This window comes from Actinomadura sp. 6N118, from assembly GCF_044326415.1.
GTDB lineage: Bacteria > Actinomycetota > Actinomycetes > Streptosporangiales > Streptosporangiaceae > Spirillospora.
In genome coordinates this window covers 12,808-30,555 of record NZ_JBIRAZ010000016.1, presented here as the reverse complement: position 1 = coordinate 30,555, position 17,748 = coordinate 12,808, and the positions used below count along the sequence as shown (strand labels likewise).

Sequence of the window (17,748 nt, the reverse complement as noted above, 5' to 3'; positions counted from 1 at the left end):
TGGGTCGCCCTCATTCGGTAGAGCCGCCATGGAGAATCTCAGGGTGGCCAGAGCGCGCAAGCCCGAGGGGGAGATCACCCGCGGCACCACCGCACCGAACAGGCTGCGCCGCATCGACCGCTGGATCGCCGCGACACAGGCCGGCCCGTTGCGTTCGACCGGCCCGTCGCATTCGGCAGGGCCGTTGCGTTCGGCCGGTCCGTCGCGTTCGGCCGGTCCGTCGCGTTCGGCTGAGCTCCCGCTGGCGGTCGATCTCGGGTACGGCGCGTCCCCGGTGACGACGGTCGAGCTCTACACGCGCTTGCGTGCGGTGTCGCCCCGGCTGGAGGTCGTGGGGATCGAGATCGAACCCGATCGGGTGGCCGCCGGTCTCGCGTATCTGGCGGATCATCCGCTGGAGGGGTTGTCGTTCCGGCGCGGCGGCTTCGAACTGCCGGTGGACCGCCCGCCCGTGCTGATCCGGGCGCTGAACGTGCTGCGGCAGTACGACGAGGATGCCGCCTGGCAGGCCTGGGACGGGTTGTGCGCGAAGCTGGCCCCGCAAGGCGTCCTGGTCGAGGGGACGTGCAACGAGATCGGGCGGCGCGCGGTCTGGGTCACGTTGACGCGCTCGGGGCCGCAGACGATCACGTTCGCCGCGCATCTCGGCTCGCTTGGGCAGCCGTCGGAGCTGGCCGAGCGGTTGCCCAAAACGCTGATCCACCGCAACGTCCCCGGCGAACGGGTGCACGCGTTGCTCAGGGACTTCGACCGCTGCTGGGCGGTCGCGGCCCCCCATTCGCCGTTCGGCCCCCGCGCCCGCTGGATCGAGGCGGTCTCCCTGCTGGCGCGCACTCACCCGGTGCTCGCACACCCCCCATACGGCGGCCGAGCCCGCTGGCGTCTGGGCGAAGTGACCTTCCCCTGGTCGGCCGTGGCCCCTCTCCGATGAGGGCGATCCCGTGATGATTCCGCTAGCCGCGCGGTGCAGGTCAGATTCTGTGGAGTTTGTGGGGGGCCGCTTGGACGCGCGGCTGGACGTCGATCCGGTCGATGTTGACGTGCGCCGGGCGGGTGACCGCCCAGGCGATGCAGTCGGCGACGTCGTCGGCCACCAGCGGATCCGGCACACCCTCGTACGGCTTGTCGGCCTTGGAGGTGTCGCCGCGGAACCTCACCAGGCTGAACTCGTCCGTCTTGACGAGCCCCGGCGCGATCTCCGTGACGCGGACGGGCTCGGCCACCAGCTCCAGCCGCATGACCTCGTTCACCGCGTACGCGGCGTGCTTGGCCGCGTTGTATCCGGCGCCGCCCTCATAGTTGGCGTGGGCGGCGAGGGACGTGATGTTCACGACATGACCCGCGCCGCTCGCGATCAGTTTGGGCAGAAGCGCCTTGGAGACGCGGAGCAGGCCGAGCACGTTGGTGTCGTACATCGCCTGCCAGTCGGCCGGGTCGGCCGCGGCGACCGGCTCCAGGCCGATCGCGCCGCCGGCGTTGTTGACCAGCACGTGGCACTCGGCGAGCCCGGCCGCCAGGGCGTCCACCGACTCCTGGTCGGTCACGTCCAGGACCACCACCGCGACCTTCCCGGCGCCGGGCACCTCGTCGGTGATCTCCTTGGCCAGGGCCTCCATGCGGTCCCGCCGCCGCGCCGCCAGCACGACGTTGAACCCCTCGGCGGCGAGCCTCCTGGCCGTGGCCGCGCCGATCCCACTGCTTGCTCCGGTGACAACCGCCGTCTTACGCATGCGCCTAGCGTCCCAGGCTCGGGGGCGTGACCGGAACAGGAGGTTTTGAACGGTCCGTGAAGCAAAGCCTCACTGACTGGTGAGTAGGAAAAGTGGTGACAACTGACACATTGATCCTATTGATCACGTTTGTCCCACATGGATGCCGCCCGGTGGGAACACAATTTGCGACCGGTAGGTTGCACAACCGGAGGTGGTGTCCGTGTCGCGTCGTGTCAACCGGGTTGCGACGATCAGCGTGCATACCTCGCCCCTTGACCAGCCGGGCACCGGCGACGCGGGCGGGATGAACGTCTACGTCGTCGAGGTGGCCAAGCGGCTGGCCGCCCGGGGGATCGAGGTCGACATCTTCACCCGCGCCACGTGCCGCGCGCTGCCGCCGATCGTCGAGCTGGCCCCCGGGGTGCTGGTGCGCAACGTCGTCGCGGGGCCCTTCGAGGAGCTAGACAAGACCGAGCTGCCTGCGGAGCTGTGCGGCTTCACGTCCGGGGTGCTGCGCGCCGAGGCCTCCTACGACCCCGGTCACTATGACCTTCTGCACACTCACTACTGGCTGTCCGGCCAGGCCGGCTGGGCCGCCAAGCGGCGCTGGGGCGTGCCTCTCGTCCATTCGATGCACACCATGGCCAAGGTCAAGAACGCCGCGCTGGCCGTGGGCGACACCCCCGAGCCGGCGGCACGCGTGCTGGGGGAGGAGCAGGTCGTCGAGTCCGCCGACCAGCTCGTCGCCAACACCGCCAAGGAAGCCCGTGAGCTGATCGAGCTCTACGGCGCCGACCCCGAGCGGGTCGCCACCGTCAATCCCGGCGTCGACCTGTCGCTGTTCCGGCCGGAGTCCGCCCTGCTCTCACGGAGCACCGGGCTGCTGCCGCATCGCACCGGCCCAGCCCGGCGTCGCCTCGGCCTGCCGCGCGACGCGTACGTGCTGCTCTTCGTCGGCCGCATCCAGCCGCTCAAGGCACCCGACGTGCTGCTGCACGCGGCGGCCCGGATGCTCAAGGACGACCCGTCGCTGCGTTCCACATTGGTCGTGGCCGTCGTCGGCGGCCCCAGCGGCAGCGGGCGTTCGCGGCCCGAGGGCCTGCAGCGGCTGGCCGCCGAGCTGGGCATCTCGGATGTCGTACGGTTCGAGCCGCCCTCTCCGCAGAGCGAGCTCGCCGACTGGTACCGGGCGGCGGACGTCACCGTCGTCCCCTCTCACAACGAGTCGTTCGGCCTCGTCGCCGTCGAGTCGCAGGCCTGCGGCACCCCCGTGGTCGCCGCCGCCGTGGGCGGCCTGTGCACCGCCGTCAAGGACGGCGAGTCCGGCGTGCTGATCAGCGGGCACGACCCGGCCGACTACGCACGTGTCCTGCGGCGCCTGCACGCCGAGCCCGGCCTGCACGCCCGGCTGGCCCGAGGCGCGGTGCGACACGCGCAGTCGTTCGGCTGGGACACCACCGTCGATCGGCTTCTCGAGGTGTATACAGGCGCCTTGACCATGTTCCCGACCGGTCGGCATCGCCTCGCGCCGGAGGCGCCGGTGTTGTCCGCCGCTTCGTCCGTTGCTTCGTCCGTCGCTTCCCCGACCGTTTCCGCCGAGGTGTCCGCATGACCACCACGACCGATCCCGTCGCCGTGATCGAAGAGACGCTGCGTGCGGCCGAGTTGGAGTACGAGGTGCCGCGTTCCGGGGCGTTCTTCGTCAAGCTCCCCGGCCAGCACAAACTGGCCACCATGACGTGGCTGATCGTCGGCGACCACAGCCTGCACGTCGAGGCGTTCTTCTGCCGCCGTCCCGACGAGAACCACGCCGAGTTCTACCGGTTCCTGCTGGAGAAGAACGGCCGGATGTACGGGATGGGGTTCGCTCTTGACGACGTCGGCGACGTGCACATCGTGGGCAGGCTGCCGTTGAGCTCCGTCAGTCCCGAGGAGATCGACCGGATCCTGGGCTGCGTGCTCACGTACTCGGACGAGAACTTCGACAAGGCGCTCGAACGCGGCTTCAAGACGTCCATCCAGCGGGAGTGGGACTGGCGGGTCAAGCGCGGCGAGAGCCTGGCCAATCTGCAGGCCTTCGCCTCGTTCGCTGACCCCGACCGCCGCTGACGCCGCGTTCGCACACCCCCTATAAGCTCTGGTGCCATGGCGACCCTGGTATTGCTCCGGCATGGCGAAAGTGTGTGGAACGCGGAGGGCCTCTTCACCGGCTGGGTGGACGTGGACCTGTCCGCGAAGGGAGAGGGCGAGGCCACCAAGGGTGGCGACCTGCTCCTTGACAACGACCTCACTCCCGATGTGGTCCACACCTCGCTGCTGAAGCGCGCGATCCGTACCGCCAACATCGCGCTCGACGTCGCCGACCTCCTGTGGATCCCGGTGCGCCGCTCCTGGCGGCTGAACGAGCGGCACTACGGCGCGCTCCAGGGCAAGAACAAGGCGCAGACGCGCGAGGAGTTCGGCGAGGACCAGTTCAAGATCTGGCGCCGCTCGTACGACACCCCGCCCCCGCCGATCAAGGACAACGACCCGCTGTCCCAGGTCAACGACCTGCGCTACGCGAGCCTGCCGTCCGAGCTGATCCCGCGTACCGAGTGCCTCGCCGACGTGGTCGACCGGCTCCTGCCGTACTGGTACGACGCGATCGTGCCCGACCTGGCCGCCGGCCACACCGTGCTGGTCGCCGCGCACGGCAACTCCTTGCGCGCCATGGTCAAGCACCTGGACGACGTCTCGGACGAGGAGATCACCGAGCTCAACATCCCCACCGGCATCCCGCTGGTGTACGAGCTCGACGACGACTTCGCGCCCCTCAAGCGCGGCGGCGAGTACCTCGACCCGGAGGCCGCCAAGGCAGCCATCGAGGCCGTCAAGAACCAGGGTGCCGGCGCAGGTGGCAAGGCCCCCGCGGCCAAGGCCCCGGTCCCGCCCGCGCCGGTCGCACCCGCTCCGCCCGCCCCCTCCGGCGGCCGCAGGGGCAAGCGCAAGAAGTAAGCCCTGCACGACGAACACGAGGGGCGCCTCCCGGAGAGGGAGGCGCCCCTTTTGTCGTGTGAGTCAGGAGTGCGTGTGAGTCAGGAATGCGGTGTGAGCTAGGAACGCGGTGTAAATCAGGAACGGGCTTCGGGCGAGTCGATGATCTCCTCCGGGCGCTGCCCGGTGACCATGTAGACCACGTCCTCGGCGACGTGCACCGCGTGGTCGGCGAAACGTTCGAAGTAGCGGCCCGCCAGGGTGATGTCGACGGCCGGCTCGACGCCGTACTTCCACTTCGGGGACAGCAGGATGTCGAAGACCTTGCGGTGGAGCTGGTCCATCCGGTCGTCGTCGGCGTCCAGTTCCAGGCCCATCTCGACGTCCTGGGAGGCGATGACGCTGCCCGTCTTGGCGATCATGCGTTCCGCGATCTGGCCCATCTCCAGGACCGTGGCCTGCAACACCGGCGGAACGGCGGACTCGGGGTGACGGCGCCGGGCGGTCTTGGCGATGTGCACGGCCAGGTCCCCCATGCGCTCCAGGTCACCGCTCATCCGCATGGCGGTGACCAACGTCCGCAGGTCGCCCGCCACCGGCTGCTGGCGTGCCATCAGGTCGAAGACCGTCTCCTCGATCTCCGCGTCGATCTTGTTGACATGCTCGTCCGAGCTGATGACCTCCTCGGAGAGCCGCAGGTCGGCGTCCAGGAGGGCGGTCACCGCGCGGGCCATTGCGGACCTGACCAGCCGGGTCATCTCCACGAGCTTGTCGGAGAGGGAGTCGAGTTCCTCGTGATAGGCGTCGCGCAATTGAACATCCTCGGTGCGTATGGGGTTGACGGACGGCTCCATGCTTGATCGCAGGACGTACTCGTCCACGCAACAGCCTGCCTGATCTGCATGAATGAACTTACATATAGAGGTGAACTTTGGGCTAACGAGACCGTGTCGGATAGCCCCTTGGTGCAGGAACCGCCTGAATGGCACTTACGATCCGAAGTGTGGAGGTAGAGATAGTTGCAGGCCTTGCCGGGCTTGCCGGGCTCGCAATCGGGCTCGCTACGGGATTGGCGGTGCGCGTGAGCGAGCGAGCCCAGCAGGTCACGGCCCCGGCCGCGCCCCAGAGTGGGCTGCCGCCGGGTGTCGCGTCGGTGCTGAGCGTCCTGCGGTCCTCTGCCGTCGTGGTCGACAGCGAGGATCGGGTGTTGCGCGCCAGTTCGGCGGCGCGCGCCTTCGGGCTGGTCAGCGGCGACCGGCTGGTGGTCGATGAGGTGCTGGCGATGGCCAGGCTGTCCCGCCGGGACGGTGAGATCCGCGAGACGGAGATCCAGGTGACCCCGACCAAGGGCCGCAACCGGGCCGAGGGCCGCTGGTTCGCCGTCCGGGTGGCGCCGCTCGGCTCCCACGGGCAGGTCCTCGTACTGGCCGAGGACCTCACCGAGATGCGCCGGGTCGAGGCCATCCGCCGCGACTTCGTCGCCAACGTCAGCCACGAGCTCAAGACCCCGGTGGGCGCACTGTCACTCCTCGCCGAGACCGTGGAGAGCGCCGCAGACGACCCCGAGGCCGTCCGCCGCTTCGCCGGCCGCATGCAGCACGAGTCGGTCCGGCTGAACAACCTCGTCCAGGACCTGATGACGCTATCGCGCATCCAGGGTGACGAGCCGCTGCCCGAGCTGCACGCGGTCGCGCTCGACGGGGTGATCGTCGAGGCGCTGGACCGGTGCCAGATCAAGGCGGGCGCCAAGAACATCGAGCTGACCGGCGGTGGCCAGGACGGCCTGAAGGTACGCGGCGACGAGGAACTGCTCACCACCGCGATCCGCAACCTGATCGACAACGCCGTCGCCTACAGCCCGGACAACACCCGCGTCGTCGTGGCCGTCCGGCAGTGCGATGACCACCACGTCGAGATCAACGTGACCGACCAGGGCATCGGCATCCCCGAGGTCGATCTGGAACGCATCTTCGAGCGCTTCTACCGGGTCGATCCGGCCCGTTCCCGGCAGACCGGCGGCACCGGCCTCGGTCTGGCCATCGTCAAGCACGTCACCACCAAGCACGGCGGCGAGGTCGTCGTCTGGAGCAAGGAGGGCTCCGGCTCGACCTTCACCATCCGGTTGCCGCTCCTCAACCCGCCTCCTCAGACAAGAGAGGGCAGGCACGGCGACGCCTCGAGCGTTCACCCGACCCCACCGACCCCCTGATCAGGGAACGACCCGCCGAATTTGGAAACCCGCCCGGGAGGCAACACCGTGACCCGTGTGCTCGTCGTCGAGGACGAAGAGTCGTTCAGCGACGCACTTTCGTACAACCTGCGCAAGGAGGGTTTCGAGGTCGCCGTGGCGGCCACGGGCCCCGACGCGCTGGACATCTTCGACCGCAACGGTGCCGATCTCGTGCTGCTCGACCTGATGTTGCCCGGCCTGCCCGGCACCGAGGTGTGCCGCGAGCTCCGCGCCAAGTCGAACGTCCCCGTGATCATGCTGACCGCCAAGGACAGCGAGGTCGACAAGGTCGTCGGCCTGGAACTGGGCGCCGATGACTACGTGACCAAGCCGTTCTCCACCCGCGAACTGATCGCCCGGATGCGCGCCGTCCTGCGCCGCCAGGGCGAGGTCGAGGAACTGGCCCCCGCCACTCTGGAGGCCGGCCCGGTCCGCATGGACGTAGAACGCCACGTGGTCAGCGTGAACGGCGAGGCGGTCCAGCTTCCCCTCAAGGAGTTCGAGCTCCTCGAAGTGCTGCTCCGCAACGCCGGCCGCGTGCTCACCCGCATGCAGCTCATCGACCGTGTCTGGGGCGCCGACTACGTGGGCGACACCAAGACCCTGGACGTCCACATCAAGCGCCTCCGCGCCAAGATCGAGACCGCCCCCTCCACCCCCCGCTACATCGTCACGGTCCGCGGCCTGGGCTATAAGTTCGAGCCGTAAACCCCCGCGCTCACCCCGAACGGCCCGCCCCAGCGCGGGCCGTTTCGCATGCCAAGAACAGTTCCGCATCCCAAGAACGACCGCGCCCGTTCCTGTCACGGGCGGGCGATAGTGGAACGCGAACGGCCTGCCTCGGGTTGTGAGGCAGGCCGTACGGTCGAGCTGGTGCGGGCGGATCAGCCGTGAGCGGCCGGGCTCTGGCTGCCGGTCGGGGTGGTCGTTCCGTGGCCGCCGCCCTGAGTGGGGGTGCCGTTCTCGGCGCCGCCGTGCTCGGTGGCGCCGCTGGGCGTGGTGGCCGGGGTGGTGGCAGCGCCGGGCACCGGGACGCCGGTGGAGACCGGGGCGTACGTGGCGAACTCGCCCTGCTGTGGGATCACCGGCACCGAGACCTCGACGGATCCGGCCTGCTCGAACTGGAGCTTCACCTTGACGGTCTCGCCGCCGCGCAGCTCGCGGGTGAGACCGGACAGGACGACCAGCGGGGCCTTCCCGGTCCCCGCGCCCGGAGCGGACGGCGCGCCGGTGGCCGGTGCGGTGGGCGTGGGCGAGGACGGTGCGCTGGGGCTCCCGGTCGCGCCCGGGGTACCGGTGGGTGTCGGGCTGCCGGTCGCGCCGGGAGTACCGGTGGGTGTGGGGCTGCCGGTCGCGCCCGGTGAGGGGCTGGTCTCGCCGGTGGGCTTGGTCGTCGGCTTGGTGGCGTTGCCGGTGGGCTTGGCGCCCGGGGTGGCGGCGGAGGAGGGGCCGACGAGCGTCACGGCGGAGCCGGCGCCCTCCGACTGCGCGGGTGGCACCGTCACCGCGCCGCCGGAGATCTGCACCTGGGCGAAGTCGGAAGAGGTGACGCTGACCAGCCGGTCCTGTGCCGTGACCTGGTTGATCAAGGTCGCGTAGAGCGGCAGCGAGCTTCCCTGGGGGAACACCTTGTCGGCCTCGGGGCCCAGCAGGAACATGTTGCGGATGTCGACCTTCGCCACCTTGTCGCCCTGAGGCACCGAGGCGTTGACGGCCTCGGTCAGCTGGGTCGGGGCGGCGGACTGAGGGGTCTCGCCGGCGCCGCAGCCGGAAATCACCGGCGCGATGGCGACGGCGCCCGCGATGGCGAACGCGACCACTCGACGGCTGTTACGGATCACGGCGTCGATCTCCTCGCGAAAAAGGGGTAGTCGAAGAAAGTGGCGGCGCGAAGCGCCAGGGGAAGCGTAGCGAGGACCGGCCGGAGTTCCGGCGTCGGGGTGGTTTTTCGCAGGCGCAGCGCCGAGTCTCAGGATCCGTTGCGGGTGGTGGGGGTGGCCGGGGTGGCCGGCCACTGGAGTCGCCGAACCTTTTCGGTCAGCTCGTTCCCCGGCTGCGGGTCGTCCACGATGTCGCTCACCAGCCCGTCGGGCCCGACGAGAACGGCGGCCGGCTTGCCACCGGGCTTCACGTACGTCCTGGCCATGTACCCCTGATCGTCCTCGACGAGGTTGACCGGCCCGCCGCGGACGGCGCCCTGCAGGGCGCGCAGCTTCTTGAGGGATGCCTCGCGTGAGGTGGAATCGCCTCTGCGGTCGAACATGAGCCAGAAGCCGACCCTGTACTCCTTGGTCTTGGTGGAGAGTTCGTCCACCAGCTTGGCGCAGGTGCATGACGGCGGCACGACCGCGAGGACGCCCGGCCGCAGCGCCTGGAGCCGCTGCCGCCTGCGCTGCCCGGACACCACGGTCACCTCGCCGTCGGGCAGGGTGCCGCCGATCTGGCCGATGGGCGCCGTGGGGTACGGGGTGATCATCGAAGTGGTGGGGCGAGGGGCCGGTCGCGGACCGAACGCGGTCATCAGGGCCCCGCTCAAAAGGGCCACCAGGAGGGCGCCGGCGATGATCGGCACAGCGACGCCGAAGCGGGTGAACGGGCGCAGCAGGCGGCGGGTGCGTGCCCGGCGACGGCGCTGGCGTTCCTCGCGGCGATAGGCGACGACCTCGCGTTCGAGCTCTCGCGCGTCATCCGGCACCACCACGTCGATACGTGGCAGGCCGTAGTCGTCTGGCTCGGGGTCGCCGTCTGGTCTCACGCCGCACCTCGCTCTCCTGCAGTCCAGCCGAGCCTCGTTCGCGCGCCCATATTCGACCCATACGGGCGCTTCGTACCCGGGCAGTCCGGCATGTGCACCTCCCAGTATGGGCCGCTTCCCGCATACTGGGAGGGGATGTTCGGAGGTGTTCTGGGTGCCGCTGCCCGTCCTGTCGCACGTGCGTTTTAGGCATGGAACATGGGCGGTATGCACCGTTCAGGAGCTTTGTCAAGACCCCAATTAGGGGGTTGACCTGCGGATTTGCCTTTAAGGCCGGTTCAGCCACTGCCGGGTCCGTGCTACCCTGGCTGTAGCGGAAGGGGTACTTGTCACATGACTTTCCAGGTCGGCGACACCGTCGTCTACCCCCACCATGGGGCTGCTCGGATCGAGGCCATCGAGACTCGCACCATCAAGGGTGAGGAAAGGACCTATCTGGTCCTGAAGGTCGACAAGGGCGACCTGACAGTTCAGGTTCCAGTCGAAAACGTCGAGGACGTGGGCGTCCGAGACGTCGTCGGCCAGGAAGGCCTGGAGAAGGTGTTCGAGGTGCTTCGCGCACCCTACACCGAAGAGCCGACCAACTGGTCACGTCGCTACAAGGCCAATCTGGAGAAACTGGCCTCCGGCGACGTCAACAAGGTGGCCGAGGTCGTCCGCGACCTGTGGCGGCGCGACAAGGAACGCGGCCTGTCCGCGGGTGAGAAGCGCATGCTCGCCAAGGCCCGGCAGATCCTGGTCAGTGAGCTCGCACTCGCGGAGAAGACCAACGAGGACAAGGCCGAGGCCCTCCTCGACGAGGTCCTCGCGACCTGAGCGTGAGCACACAGCTTCCACGGGTGGGCGTCGGTACCGACGTCCACCCGTTCGCTTCTCCTGACGCCGAGCCCCGTCCTCTCTGGGTGGCCGGCCTCGAATGGCCCGGCCAGGGGCTCGAGGGCCACTCCGACGGCGACGTGGCGGCCCACGCCGCCTGCGACGCCCTCCTGTCGGCCACCGGCCAGGGCGATCTGGGCGCCGTGTTCGGCACGTCCGACCCCCGCTGGGCCGGCGCCTCCGGCGTCACCCTCCTGCGCGAGGTGGCACGCCGCGTCCACGAAGCCGGCTTCGCCATCGGCAACGTCGCCATCCAGGTCATCGGCAACCGCCCCCGAATCGGCAAGCGCCGAGCCGAGGCCGAAAAGACCCTCAGCGAGGCGTTGCACGGCGCCCCCGTCTCCATCTCCGGCACCACCACCGACGGCTTGGGTCTCACCGGCCGAGGCGAAGGCATAGCCGCCATAGCCACCGCCCTGGTCTTCCCCCACGCGTAAACCAGCCCGGTCCCCACGCATAAACCTGCGCGGTCCGCAGGCGTAAACCAGCCCGGTCCCCGCGCGTAAACCAGCCTGGTCCCCGCGCGTAAAACCTGCGCGGTCCCCACGCATCAACGCAGCGGCGCTTGCCAGGGCTCTGTTTGCGGGGTTCAGGGGGTGGCGGGGTAGATCGTGCCGGAGACCTGGCCGAGGCTGATGCGGCCGCCGGAGGTGCCCGGGGCCGTGGCTCGCATGGTGACGGTGTCGCCGTCTTCCAGGAAGAGGCGCTTGGTTCCGTCGGGGAGTTCGATGTGGTCCTCGCCGTTCCAGGTCAGCTCCAGGAGGCAGCCGCGTTGTTCGCGCTCGGGGCCGGAGACCGTTCCGGAGGCGAAGAGGTCGCCGGTGCGCAGGGGCGCGCCGTTCACCGTCGCGTGCGCCAGCTGCTGGGGCGAGCTCCAGTACATGGTGGCGAACGGCGGCCGGGAGATCACTTGATCGTTGATCAGGACCTCGAGGGCGAGGTCCAGTCCCCACGGCTCGTTCACCTGTAGGTAGGGGAGCGGAGCCGGATCCTGGGCAGGCTGGACGACGCGTGCGGCCTCCAGGGCGGCGAGCGGCGTCACCCAGTGGGAGATGGACGTCGCGAAGGATTTGCCAAGGAACGGGCCCAGTGGTTGTGATTCCCAGTACTGGATGTCCCGCGCGCTCCAGTCGTTCACCAGGACGAAGCCGAAGATGTGGTCGGCGAAAGAGTCGGGAACCACGCGGCTGCCCGCGGCTGAGGGAACGCCCGCGACGAAGCCCACCTCGGCCTCGAAGTCGAGCTTGAGGCAGGGGCCGTACGTGGGTGCCTGGTCCGGGGCGGTGCGGCGTTGGCCGCAGGGGCGGACGATGGCCGTTCCGGAGGGATAGACCGTTCCGGAACGACCGTGATAGGCGACCGGAAGGTGTTTCCAGTTGGGCGTCAGCGGGTCGCCGGTGGGCCGGAAGATTCTTCCGGCGTTGGTCGCGTGGTCTAGGGACGAGTAGAAGTCGACATAGTCGGCAACGTCGATCGGGTGCAGGAGGTCCACTTCTGTGACTGGCACCAGATGCGGCTCGATGGCGCCGCGATGGGCTTCGTCGGTGAGGAGTTCGGTGAGGCGAGCCCGGTTGGCCTGCCAGACGGAGCGTCCCGCAACCATGAAGCCGTTGAGTGAGCCAGAGGCGAACCAATGGCGGTCCTCGATGAGTCCCGCGGCGGACAGCGCTGCGAGGTCGAGTACGTAGGCCCCGATGGCCACGCCTACACAAGGCAACTCGCCGGGCTTGGAGAAGACTCCGTACGGCAGATGGTCGACGCCGAAGCCGCTGTCTTCACTGACCTCAACCCACGAAACCGTCGTCATGGGGTCCTATGTTCCCCAAATCGCCCAATTAGACCAGGCCCAGCTCGCTCAGATCCGCGCGCGGCGAGTCGATGTCGCACGAACCGATGGACGTGAGGAGACGGCGCGTGGTTTCGGGTGAGGTGTTGTTGGTCGCGTCGGCGGCCATGGTGGTGGAGTCGGTGCGGTCGAGGATTCTCTGGAGCGTTCGTTCGAGGGGCTGCATGAAGTGGTCGTACGCGGGGGTCACGGCGCGGGACACCGCTAGGAGGAGGTTGAGGAAGCCATGGTGGCCGAAGCCGGTGTCCGGGTCGGTGTGCCGTACGGCGCGATGAAGCCCGGCGGTGCACTTGAATGGCACGTCCCGTTCAGCGCAGGCGACGATGAAGGCGGCTAGCTCGGCTGTCGACGGGAACGCCTCGCCGACCAGCCCGCCTGTGCGCAGCTTGGCGCCGAGCGGTGCGCCGCGAGCGCGTGCTGCGGCCAGGCGGTCGAGGATGTCCCGCCAGCCGGGCGCGCGCCGTACCTCGATGTACGTGGGGACGTCGGACGGCAGCCGGGCGATCGTCACGGCGGCGGCCCGGGCCTGGTCGGCGTCCTCGGGCAGCGTGATCTCGACCGCGACGAGCCGTACGCGAGGTTCGGAACGTACGGCGTCGAGGGCCTTGGGGAGCTCGGCCAGGTCGGTGTCGGCGATCAGACCGAGATCCAGCAGGTCTTCGGGGATCAGATGTGTGCGCAACTCGGCGATCCGGGACGCGGAGCACAGGAAGCGGCCCACGACTGGATCGGCGGCGGTCGCCGCGGCACGGTAGGCCGGCGCCGTGGCGCGGTAGGCCGGCAGCGCTTCCTCCATGGGCGCACATGAGGGAGAAAAGAGGGCGGCGTCGTCGACGAGCCGTGTGAAGAGGCTCATGGCCGGTGTCTACCCGACGTTCCTACGTTGACTCGGGCCGAGGCGCGGCGACCCGTGGCTGTGGCTGTGGCGGTGGCCCGGGTCAGTCGGCGGGCGGGGTCGGGGAGCTGCGGAACCTGCTCGAAGGCGGGTGCCAATCCCAGATCCGAGGGTCGCCATCCTTGTCGTCGTTGTCGTCTTCGTCTTCGTCGTCCTTGGCTTCTTCTTCAGCCTTGGAAGTCGCGGGTGGCGTGGACGCCAGGGATGCCTTGGTGGTCGTGGGGCTTTTGGCAGTCGAGGCCGGGGTGTCAGCGGTGGGCGGGGTGTCGGAGGTAAGTGAGGTTTCCGGAGTGGGGGTTGAAGTAGGGGTGTGCGCAGGCGCGGGCGCATCCTCAGACGCGTCCTCGGGCTCGGACTCGGGCTCGGACTCGGGCTCGGGGATGGGCTCGGGGATGGGCGGCGGCTCGGGAGGGCCGCCTGCCCAGAGCTCGCGGGAAGTTGGGGTGACGGGATCGTCGTCCCCGGCGTCAGGGTCCTCGGCGCGGTCCATGACGGGGAACTCGGCTTCGTCCTCGGCGGCGTCAAGCGCAGGGGGTACGACGATGTCGGGACGGGTCGTCTTCGCCAAGTTGGCGGAGCTGGGCTCGTCGCGCGGCCGCGTTCGTACGAGTTCGACGTCCGTGGCAAGCAGCGCCGGCACAGGAGGACGAGGGGAGGTTTCCTGGAGGTCTTCGTCGTGGGCGTCGGGTCGCGTGACGGGTTCTGGGTCAGGCTCGGGGATGTGGGTGGGGGTGTGGAATCGGGGAGGCTGGGGCTGGGGCCGGGACTGGGGCTCTGGAACGCGTTCGTCGGGTTCAGTCTCGTAGGTCGGCTCGGGCTCTCGTTCCGGGTGTGGCTGTGGCTGCGGCGCCGGGGCGGTCTCCGGGAACGGGATCAGGTCTGGGACGGCGTGGGTTGTCTCTGGGACGGCGTGGGTTGTCTCTGGGACGGCAGGCTCGTTCACCGGGTGTTCGAAGTGTTCGGGGCGTTCCGGGTGGTCTGGTTGCTCGGGGCTTGCGGTGGGGCCGGAGGCGGTGGAGGTACGGACTTGCTTGAACATCGTCAGCCACAGCCATACGGAGATGATGAGCATGGCGTGGGGCGCGACGGCGATGCCTGCCTTGACCGGCTCGTCAGGCAGGGATTCGTAACCCCAGAGCGAGTGTTGTACGCCGATCGCGGCAGCACCGCTGAGCAGGACGAGCAGGAGCACCCATCGGATCCACCTCGACCACCACCTGGCCTGCCGGCTGACCACCAGGGAGAGGATCGTCATCACCACGAGCGCGTCCACCATGACCGGGTAGACGGGCGCCCAACGCTTGCTGGCCTTGCCCGCTACGGCGAGCTCCCGCAGGACGTCGTAAGTCAGGACGAACGCGCCGCCCAAGAGCACGACCACGACGAGGCCCGCGGACACGGTGAGAAGGCGGCGCAGCGCAGTGGTGGAACGATCGGAGGGCATCTTCTCAACTCGTCTCGGGGGAGAGCGGATGGGCGTGCCGACGGGCCGTACGGGGAGTCGCGCGGTCTTGGGCAGGGGGTTTCGCGGTCTGTGCAGGAACTTTCACGGGGAGATTAACCAGCCCGGGGGGTGGTTACTCCTAATCTTCACGTTGATCATCCCGGAGTGCGTGCGACACGCGGAGAGCCGACCGTTATGGGTGGCGAAGGAGTCTTGCGGGCGGCGACAAGGACATGGAGCGGCCTCGGCGATCCGGTCCGGGCCTTCGACGCCCGTATCGGTCGAGCGCGTGATCATCCGAGTGACGCCGGATCACGCCCAAACCCGTTGAACACGGCCCTCTCTCCCTGAACACGGCCACGCGCGCGGGTGAGGATCCAATAACCTGATCGGGTGAGCTTGCGCCTTTACGACACCAGCACCCGTACCGTCCGCACGTTCGAGCCTCTCGAAGAGGGCCGCGTGGGGATGTACGTGTGTGGTGCGACGCCGCAGGCCGCACCGCATATCGGCCACCTCCGTTCGGGCGTCATCTACGACGTGCTGCTGCGCTGGCTGCGCCGTTCGGGGTACGAGGTCACCTTCGCCCGCAACGTCACCGACATCGACGACAAGATCCTCGCTGTCGCCGCCGAGTCGGGCGTGCCGTGGTTCGCGGTGGCCGAGGGCAACCAGCGCGTCTTCAGCAAGGGCTACGACCTGCTCGGCTGCCTGCCGCCCACGATCGAGCCGCGGGCGACCGGCCACGTACCCGAGATGATCGTGCTGATGCGCCGCCTGATCGAGAAGGGCCACGCGTACGCCTCGGGCGGCGACGTCTACTTCGACGTGAACTCCTGGACGGACCGCTACGGCGGGCTGTCCAACCAGAAGATCGAGAACATGCGTTCCGCGGCGGACACCGCGACCGAGGACTGCAAGCGCGACCCCCGCGACTTCGCGCTCTGGAAGGGCGCCAAGCCGGGCGAGCCGTACTGGGAGACCCCCTGGGGCGAGGGCCGTCCTGGCTGGCACCTGGAGTGCTCGGCCATGGCGACCAAGTACCTCGGCTCCACGTTCGACATCCACGGCGGCGGCGTCGACCTGATCTTCCCCCATCACGAGAACGAGATCGCGCAGTCCCAGGCCGCCGGTGACGGGTTCGCCCGCTACTGGCTGCACAACGGGCTCCTCACGGTCGACGGCGAGAAGATGAGCAAGTCGGTCGGCAACGTCGTCCTGTTGCCGGATCTCCTGGACAAGGCTCGGCCAGCCGAAATCCGCTACTACCTGACCGCTGCGCACTACAGGTCGCTGATGGACTACACCGACGCGGCTCTGGGCGAGGCGGTCTCCGCGTACCAGCGCATCGAGGGTTTCGCAGTACGAGCCGCCGAGGTAATCGGCGCAGCCGAGCCAGCTGTGGAGGCCCCGGGCTCCGCAGCCCTACCCGAGGCGTTCATAGCGGCCCTGAACGACGATCTTGGCGTTCCACAGGCCCTGGCAGTCGTCCACGAGACCGTCCGAGAAGGCAACAACGCGCTGGCCGCAGGGGACGAGCCTCAGGTCCGCCGCTACTTGGCAAGCGTCCGGGCAATGACAGACGTCCTCGGCCTGGATCCGCTATCGGAGCAGTGGTCCAGGGAGGGCGAGGACGATCTGCACCTGGTCGTGGACGCCCTGGTCAAGGTGGCACTCGAACAGCGCCAGGCCGCCCGCACCCGCAAGGACTACGCCGCTGCGGACGCCATCCGCGACGGCCTCACAGCAGCGGGCATCCTCGTGGAGGACACCCCCCACGGCCCCCGCTGGGAACTCAAGCGCCACTGAGCGTCTGCAGTCTCCAGACCACGTAAAATTGACTGTTTGGGGGCGTCCGCTCCCGCATCTGAGTCGCCCCGGACGGGCGAACAACCCGACGCAAGGGGCATACCGAACAATGGCGAAGCGCAAGGGGAAGGGGCCGACCCCCAAGGCCGAGGACCGGCACTGGCACGGCAAGCGCCAGAAGGCCCGGGCCGCCAAGAACGCCAAGCGCACCGGCACGCCGACCATGGGCCGCGGAGGCCGCCCGGCCCCCACCGACTCACCGCGCCCCTCCAGCCGCCCCGCCGGCGCGCGCCGAGGCGACGGCGACAGCCCTGAGCTCGTCACCGGCCGCAACCCGGTCGTCGAGGCCCTCCGCGCCGGCGTCCCGGGCACCGCGCTCTACGTGATGTCCGGCACCGACGAACGCATCCGCGAGTCGATCCAGATGGCCGCCGACCGCCGGATCCCCCTCCTGGAGACCGGTAAGAACGAGCTGGACCGCCTCACCGACGGCGCCGTCCACCAAGGCATCGCCCTACAGGTCCGCCCCTACCGCTACGCCCACCCCGACGACCTCCTCAAGGGCACCGCCCCCTTGATCGTCGCCCTGGACGGCATCACCGACCCGCGCAACCTGGGCGCCATCGTCCGTTCCGCCGCCGCATTCGGCGCAACCGGAGTAGTAGTCCCCGAACGCCGCGCCGCCGGCGTCACCGCAGGCGCCTGGAAGACCTCCGCAGGCACCCTGGCCTCCGTCCGCGTAGCCCAGGCGACCAACCTGACCCGCCAGCTGAAGGCATACCAACAAGCAGGCTGCTTCGTGGCAGGCCTAGACGCCCGAGGTAGCACCCCCGTCTCAGACCTCGAAGTGGCCTCGGGCCCGTTCGTCCTGGTAGTCGGCTCGGAAGGCAAGGGCCTGGGCCGCCTGGTAGCCGACACCTGCGACATGCTGGTCACCATCCCGATGCCCGGCCAGGCCGAATCCCTCAACGCAGGAGTAGCCGCAGGCATCGCCCTCTACGAGATCTCCCGCCTCCGCTCCTGATACCCAGAAGCGCCCGACCCGCAGAGTCGACTACGATGCGGGACGAGCAAGCCGGCGTAGCTCAATTGGCAGAGCATCTGTCTTGTAAACAGAAGGTTAGGGGTTCAAGTCCCCTCGCCGGCTCCCAGGTCAAAGGCCCCTTCCGATCATCGGAAGGGGCCTCTTGCTAACAGGCTTGCTAACA

Annotated in this window: 17 protein-coding genes and 1 tRNA gene; 11 read left to right on the top strand and 7 right to left on the bottom strand. The window is 69.0% G+C overall.

Going from position 1 to position 17,748, the window contains the following annotated elements; all coding sequences use genetic code 11:
- The first annotated feature begins 28 nt into the window (after positions 1-28).
- On the top strand, positions 29-931 hold the full coding sequence (locus ACH34W_RS35380) for a class I SAM-dependent methyltransferase (RefSeq protein WP_395965511.1): 903 nt from the start codon (positions 29-31) through the stop codon (positions 929-931).
- A gap of 40 nt (positions 932-971) precedes the next feature.
- Here the strand turns inward: ACH34W_RS35380 and ACH34W_RS35375 are convergent, their stop codons facing one another.
- On the bottom strand, positions 972-1,730 hold the full coding sequence (locus tag ACH34W_RS35375; protein ID WP_395965510.1) for an SDR family NAD(P)-dependent oxidoreductase: 759 nt from the start codon (positions 1,728-1,730) through the stop codon (positions 972-974).
- A gap of 202 nt (positions 1,731-1,932) precedes the next feature.
- On the opposite strand from ACH34W_RS35375, the gene mshA reads away from it, so the two are divergent.
- Genes mshA through ACH34W_RS35360 form a run of 3 tightly spaced genes read left to right on the top strand, consistent with a single transcriptional unit; the run spans position 1,933 to position 4,706 of the window.
- A complete protein-coding gene (mshA, locus tag ACH34W_RS35370) occupies positions 1,933-3,324 on the top strand; it encodes a D-inositol-3-phosphate glycosyltransferase (RefSeq protein WP_395965509.1) in 1,392 nt (463 codons plus the stop codon).
- Positions 3,321-3,821, top strand: coding sequence for a YbjN domain-containing protein (locus tag ACH34W_RS35365; RefSeq protein WP_395965508.1), 501 nt, complete (start codon positions 3,321-3,323; stop codon positions 3,819-3,821). Before mshA ends, ACH34W_RS35365 begins: the two co-directional genes overlap by 4 nt.
- A gap of 36 nt (positions 3,822-3,857) precedes the next feature.
- Positions 3,858-4,706: a phosphoglyceromutase gene (locus ACH34W_RS35360; protein ID WP_395965507.1), complete on the top strand. Its 849-nt coding sequence runs from the start codon at positions 3,858-3,860 to the stop codon at positions 4,704-4,706.
- A 116-nt stretch (positions 4,707-4,822) separates the two neighbouring features.
- Here ACH34W_RS35360 and phoU read toward each other — a convergent pair whose 3' ends face one another.
- Positions 4,823-5,497: a phosphate signaling complex protein PhoU gene (gene phoU / locus ACH34W_RS35355; RefSeq protein WP_395965689.1), complete on the bottom strand. Its 675-nt coding sequence runs from the start codon at positions 5,495-5,497 to the stop codon at positions 4,823-4,825.
- 191 nt (positions 5,498-5,688) lie between these two features.
- Between phoU and ACH34W_RS35350 the strand changes: the two genes are divergently transcribed.
- Entirely contained in the window at positions 5,689-6,894 is a 1,206-nt protein-coding gene (locus ACH34W_RS35350; protein WP_395965506.1) for a sensor histidine kinase, read from the top strand.
- A 48-nt stretch (positions 6,895-6,942) separates the two neighbouring features.
- On the top strand, positions 6,943-7,623 hold the full coding sequence (locus ACH34W_RS35345) for a winged helix-turn-helix domain-containing protein (RefSeq protein WP_395965505.1): 681 nt from the start codon (positions 6,943-6,945) through the stop codon (positions 7,621-7,623).
- Between the two features lie 176 nt (positions 7,624-7,799).
- Here ACH34W_RS35345 and ACH34W_RS35340 read toward each other — a convergent pair whose 3' ends face one another.
- Both ACH34W_RS35340 and ACH34W_RS35335 read right to left on the bottom strand, forming a co-directional pair.
- Positions 7,800-8,756, bottom strand: a complete 957-nt coding sequence (locus ACH34W_RS35340; protein WP_395965504.1) for a hypothetical protein — start codon at positions 8,754-8,756, stop codon at positions 7,800-7,802.
- Between the two features lie 128 nt (positions 8,757-8,884).
- Positions 8,885-9,670 carry a hypothetical protein gene (locus tag ACH34W_RS35335; protein WP_395965503.1) on the bottom strand — a complete coding sequence of 262 codons (786 nt, stop codon included), beginning with the start codon at positions 9,668-9,670 and terminating at the stop codon, positions 8,885-8,887.
- Between the two features lie 333 nt (positions 9,671-10,003).
- On the opposite strand from ACH34W_RS35335, the gene ACH34W_RS35330 reads away from it, so the two are divergent.
- Positions 10,004-10,486 carry a CarD family transcriptional regulator gene (locus ACH34W_RS35330; protein WP_151561586.1) on the top strand — a complete coding sequence of 161 codons (483 nt, stop codon included), beginning with the start codon at positions 10,004-10,006 and terminating at the stop codon, positions 10,484-10,486.
- 23 nt (positions 10,487-10,509) lie between these two features.
- Positions 10,510-10,983, top strand: coding sequence for a 2-C-methyl-D-erythritol 2,4-cyclodiphosphate synthase (gene ispF, locus ACH34W_RS35325; protein ID WP_395965502.1), 474 nt, complete (start codon positions 10,510-10,512; stop codon positions 10,981-10,983).
- A gap of 152 nt (positions 10,984-11,135) precedes the next feature.
- On the opposite strand, the gene fahA is transcribed toward ispF, so the two are convergent.
- The 3 genes from fahA to ACH34W_RS35310 all read right to left on the bottom strand — a co-directional run bounded on the left by fahA (position 11,136) and on the right by ACH34W_RS35310 (position 14,731).
- Positions 11,136-12,353 (bottom strand): fumarylacetoacetase, encoded by a 1,218-nt coding sequence (gene fahA, locus ACH34W_RS35320; RefSeq protein WP_395965501.1) that lies wholly within the window; start codon positions 12,351-12,353, stop codon positions 11,136-11,138.
- 28 nt (positions 12,354-12,381) lie between these two features.
- On the bottom strand, positions 12,382-13,248 hold the full coding sequence (locus tag ACH34W_RS35315; RefSeq protein ID WP_395965500.1) for a hypothetical protein: 867 nt from the start codon (positions 13,246-13,248) through the stop codon (positions 12,382-12,384).
- Between the two features lie 82 nt (positions 13,249-13,330).
- On the bottom strand, positions 13,331-14,731 hold the full coding sequence (locus ACH34W_RS35310; RefSeq protein WP_395965499.1) for a DUF2637 domain-containing protein: 1,401 nt from the start codon (positions 14,729-14,731) through the stop codon (positions 13,331-13,333).
- Between the two features lie 393 nt (positions 14,732-15,124).
- Here ACH34W_RS35310 and cysS point away from each other — a divergent pair, with 393 nt between their 5' ends.
- The 3 genes from cysS to ACH34W_RS35295 all read left to right on the top strand — a co-directional run bounded on the left by cysS (position 15,125) and on the right by ACH34W_RS35295 (position 17,687).
- Positions 15,125-16,540: a cysteine--tRNA ligase gene (gene cysS / locus ACH34W_RS35305; RefSeq protein ID WP_395965498.1), complete on the top strand. Its 1,416-nt coding sequence runs from the start codon at positions 15,125-15,127 to the stop codon at positions 16,538-16,540.
- A 109-nt stretch (positions 16,541-16,649) separates the two neighbouring features.
- Positions 16,650-17,564 (top strand): 23S rRNA (guanosine(2251)-2'-O)-methyltransferase RlmB, encoded by a 915-nt coding sequence (gene rlmB, locus ACH34W_RS35300; RefSeq protein WP_395965497.1) that lies wholly within the window; start codon positions 16,650-16,652, stop codon positions 17,562-17,564.
- Positions 17,565-17,614: 50 nt separating this feature from the next.
- Positions 17,615-17,687: transfer RNA gene (locus ACH34W_RS35295), tRNA-Thr, on the top strand.
- Positions 17,688-17,748: the final 61 nt, after the last annotated feature.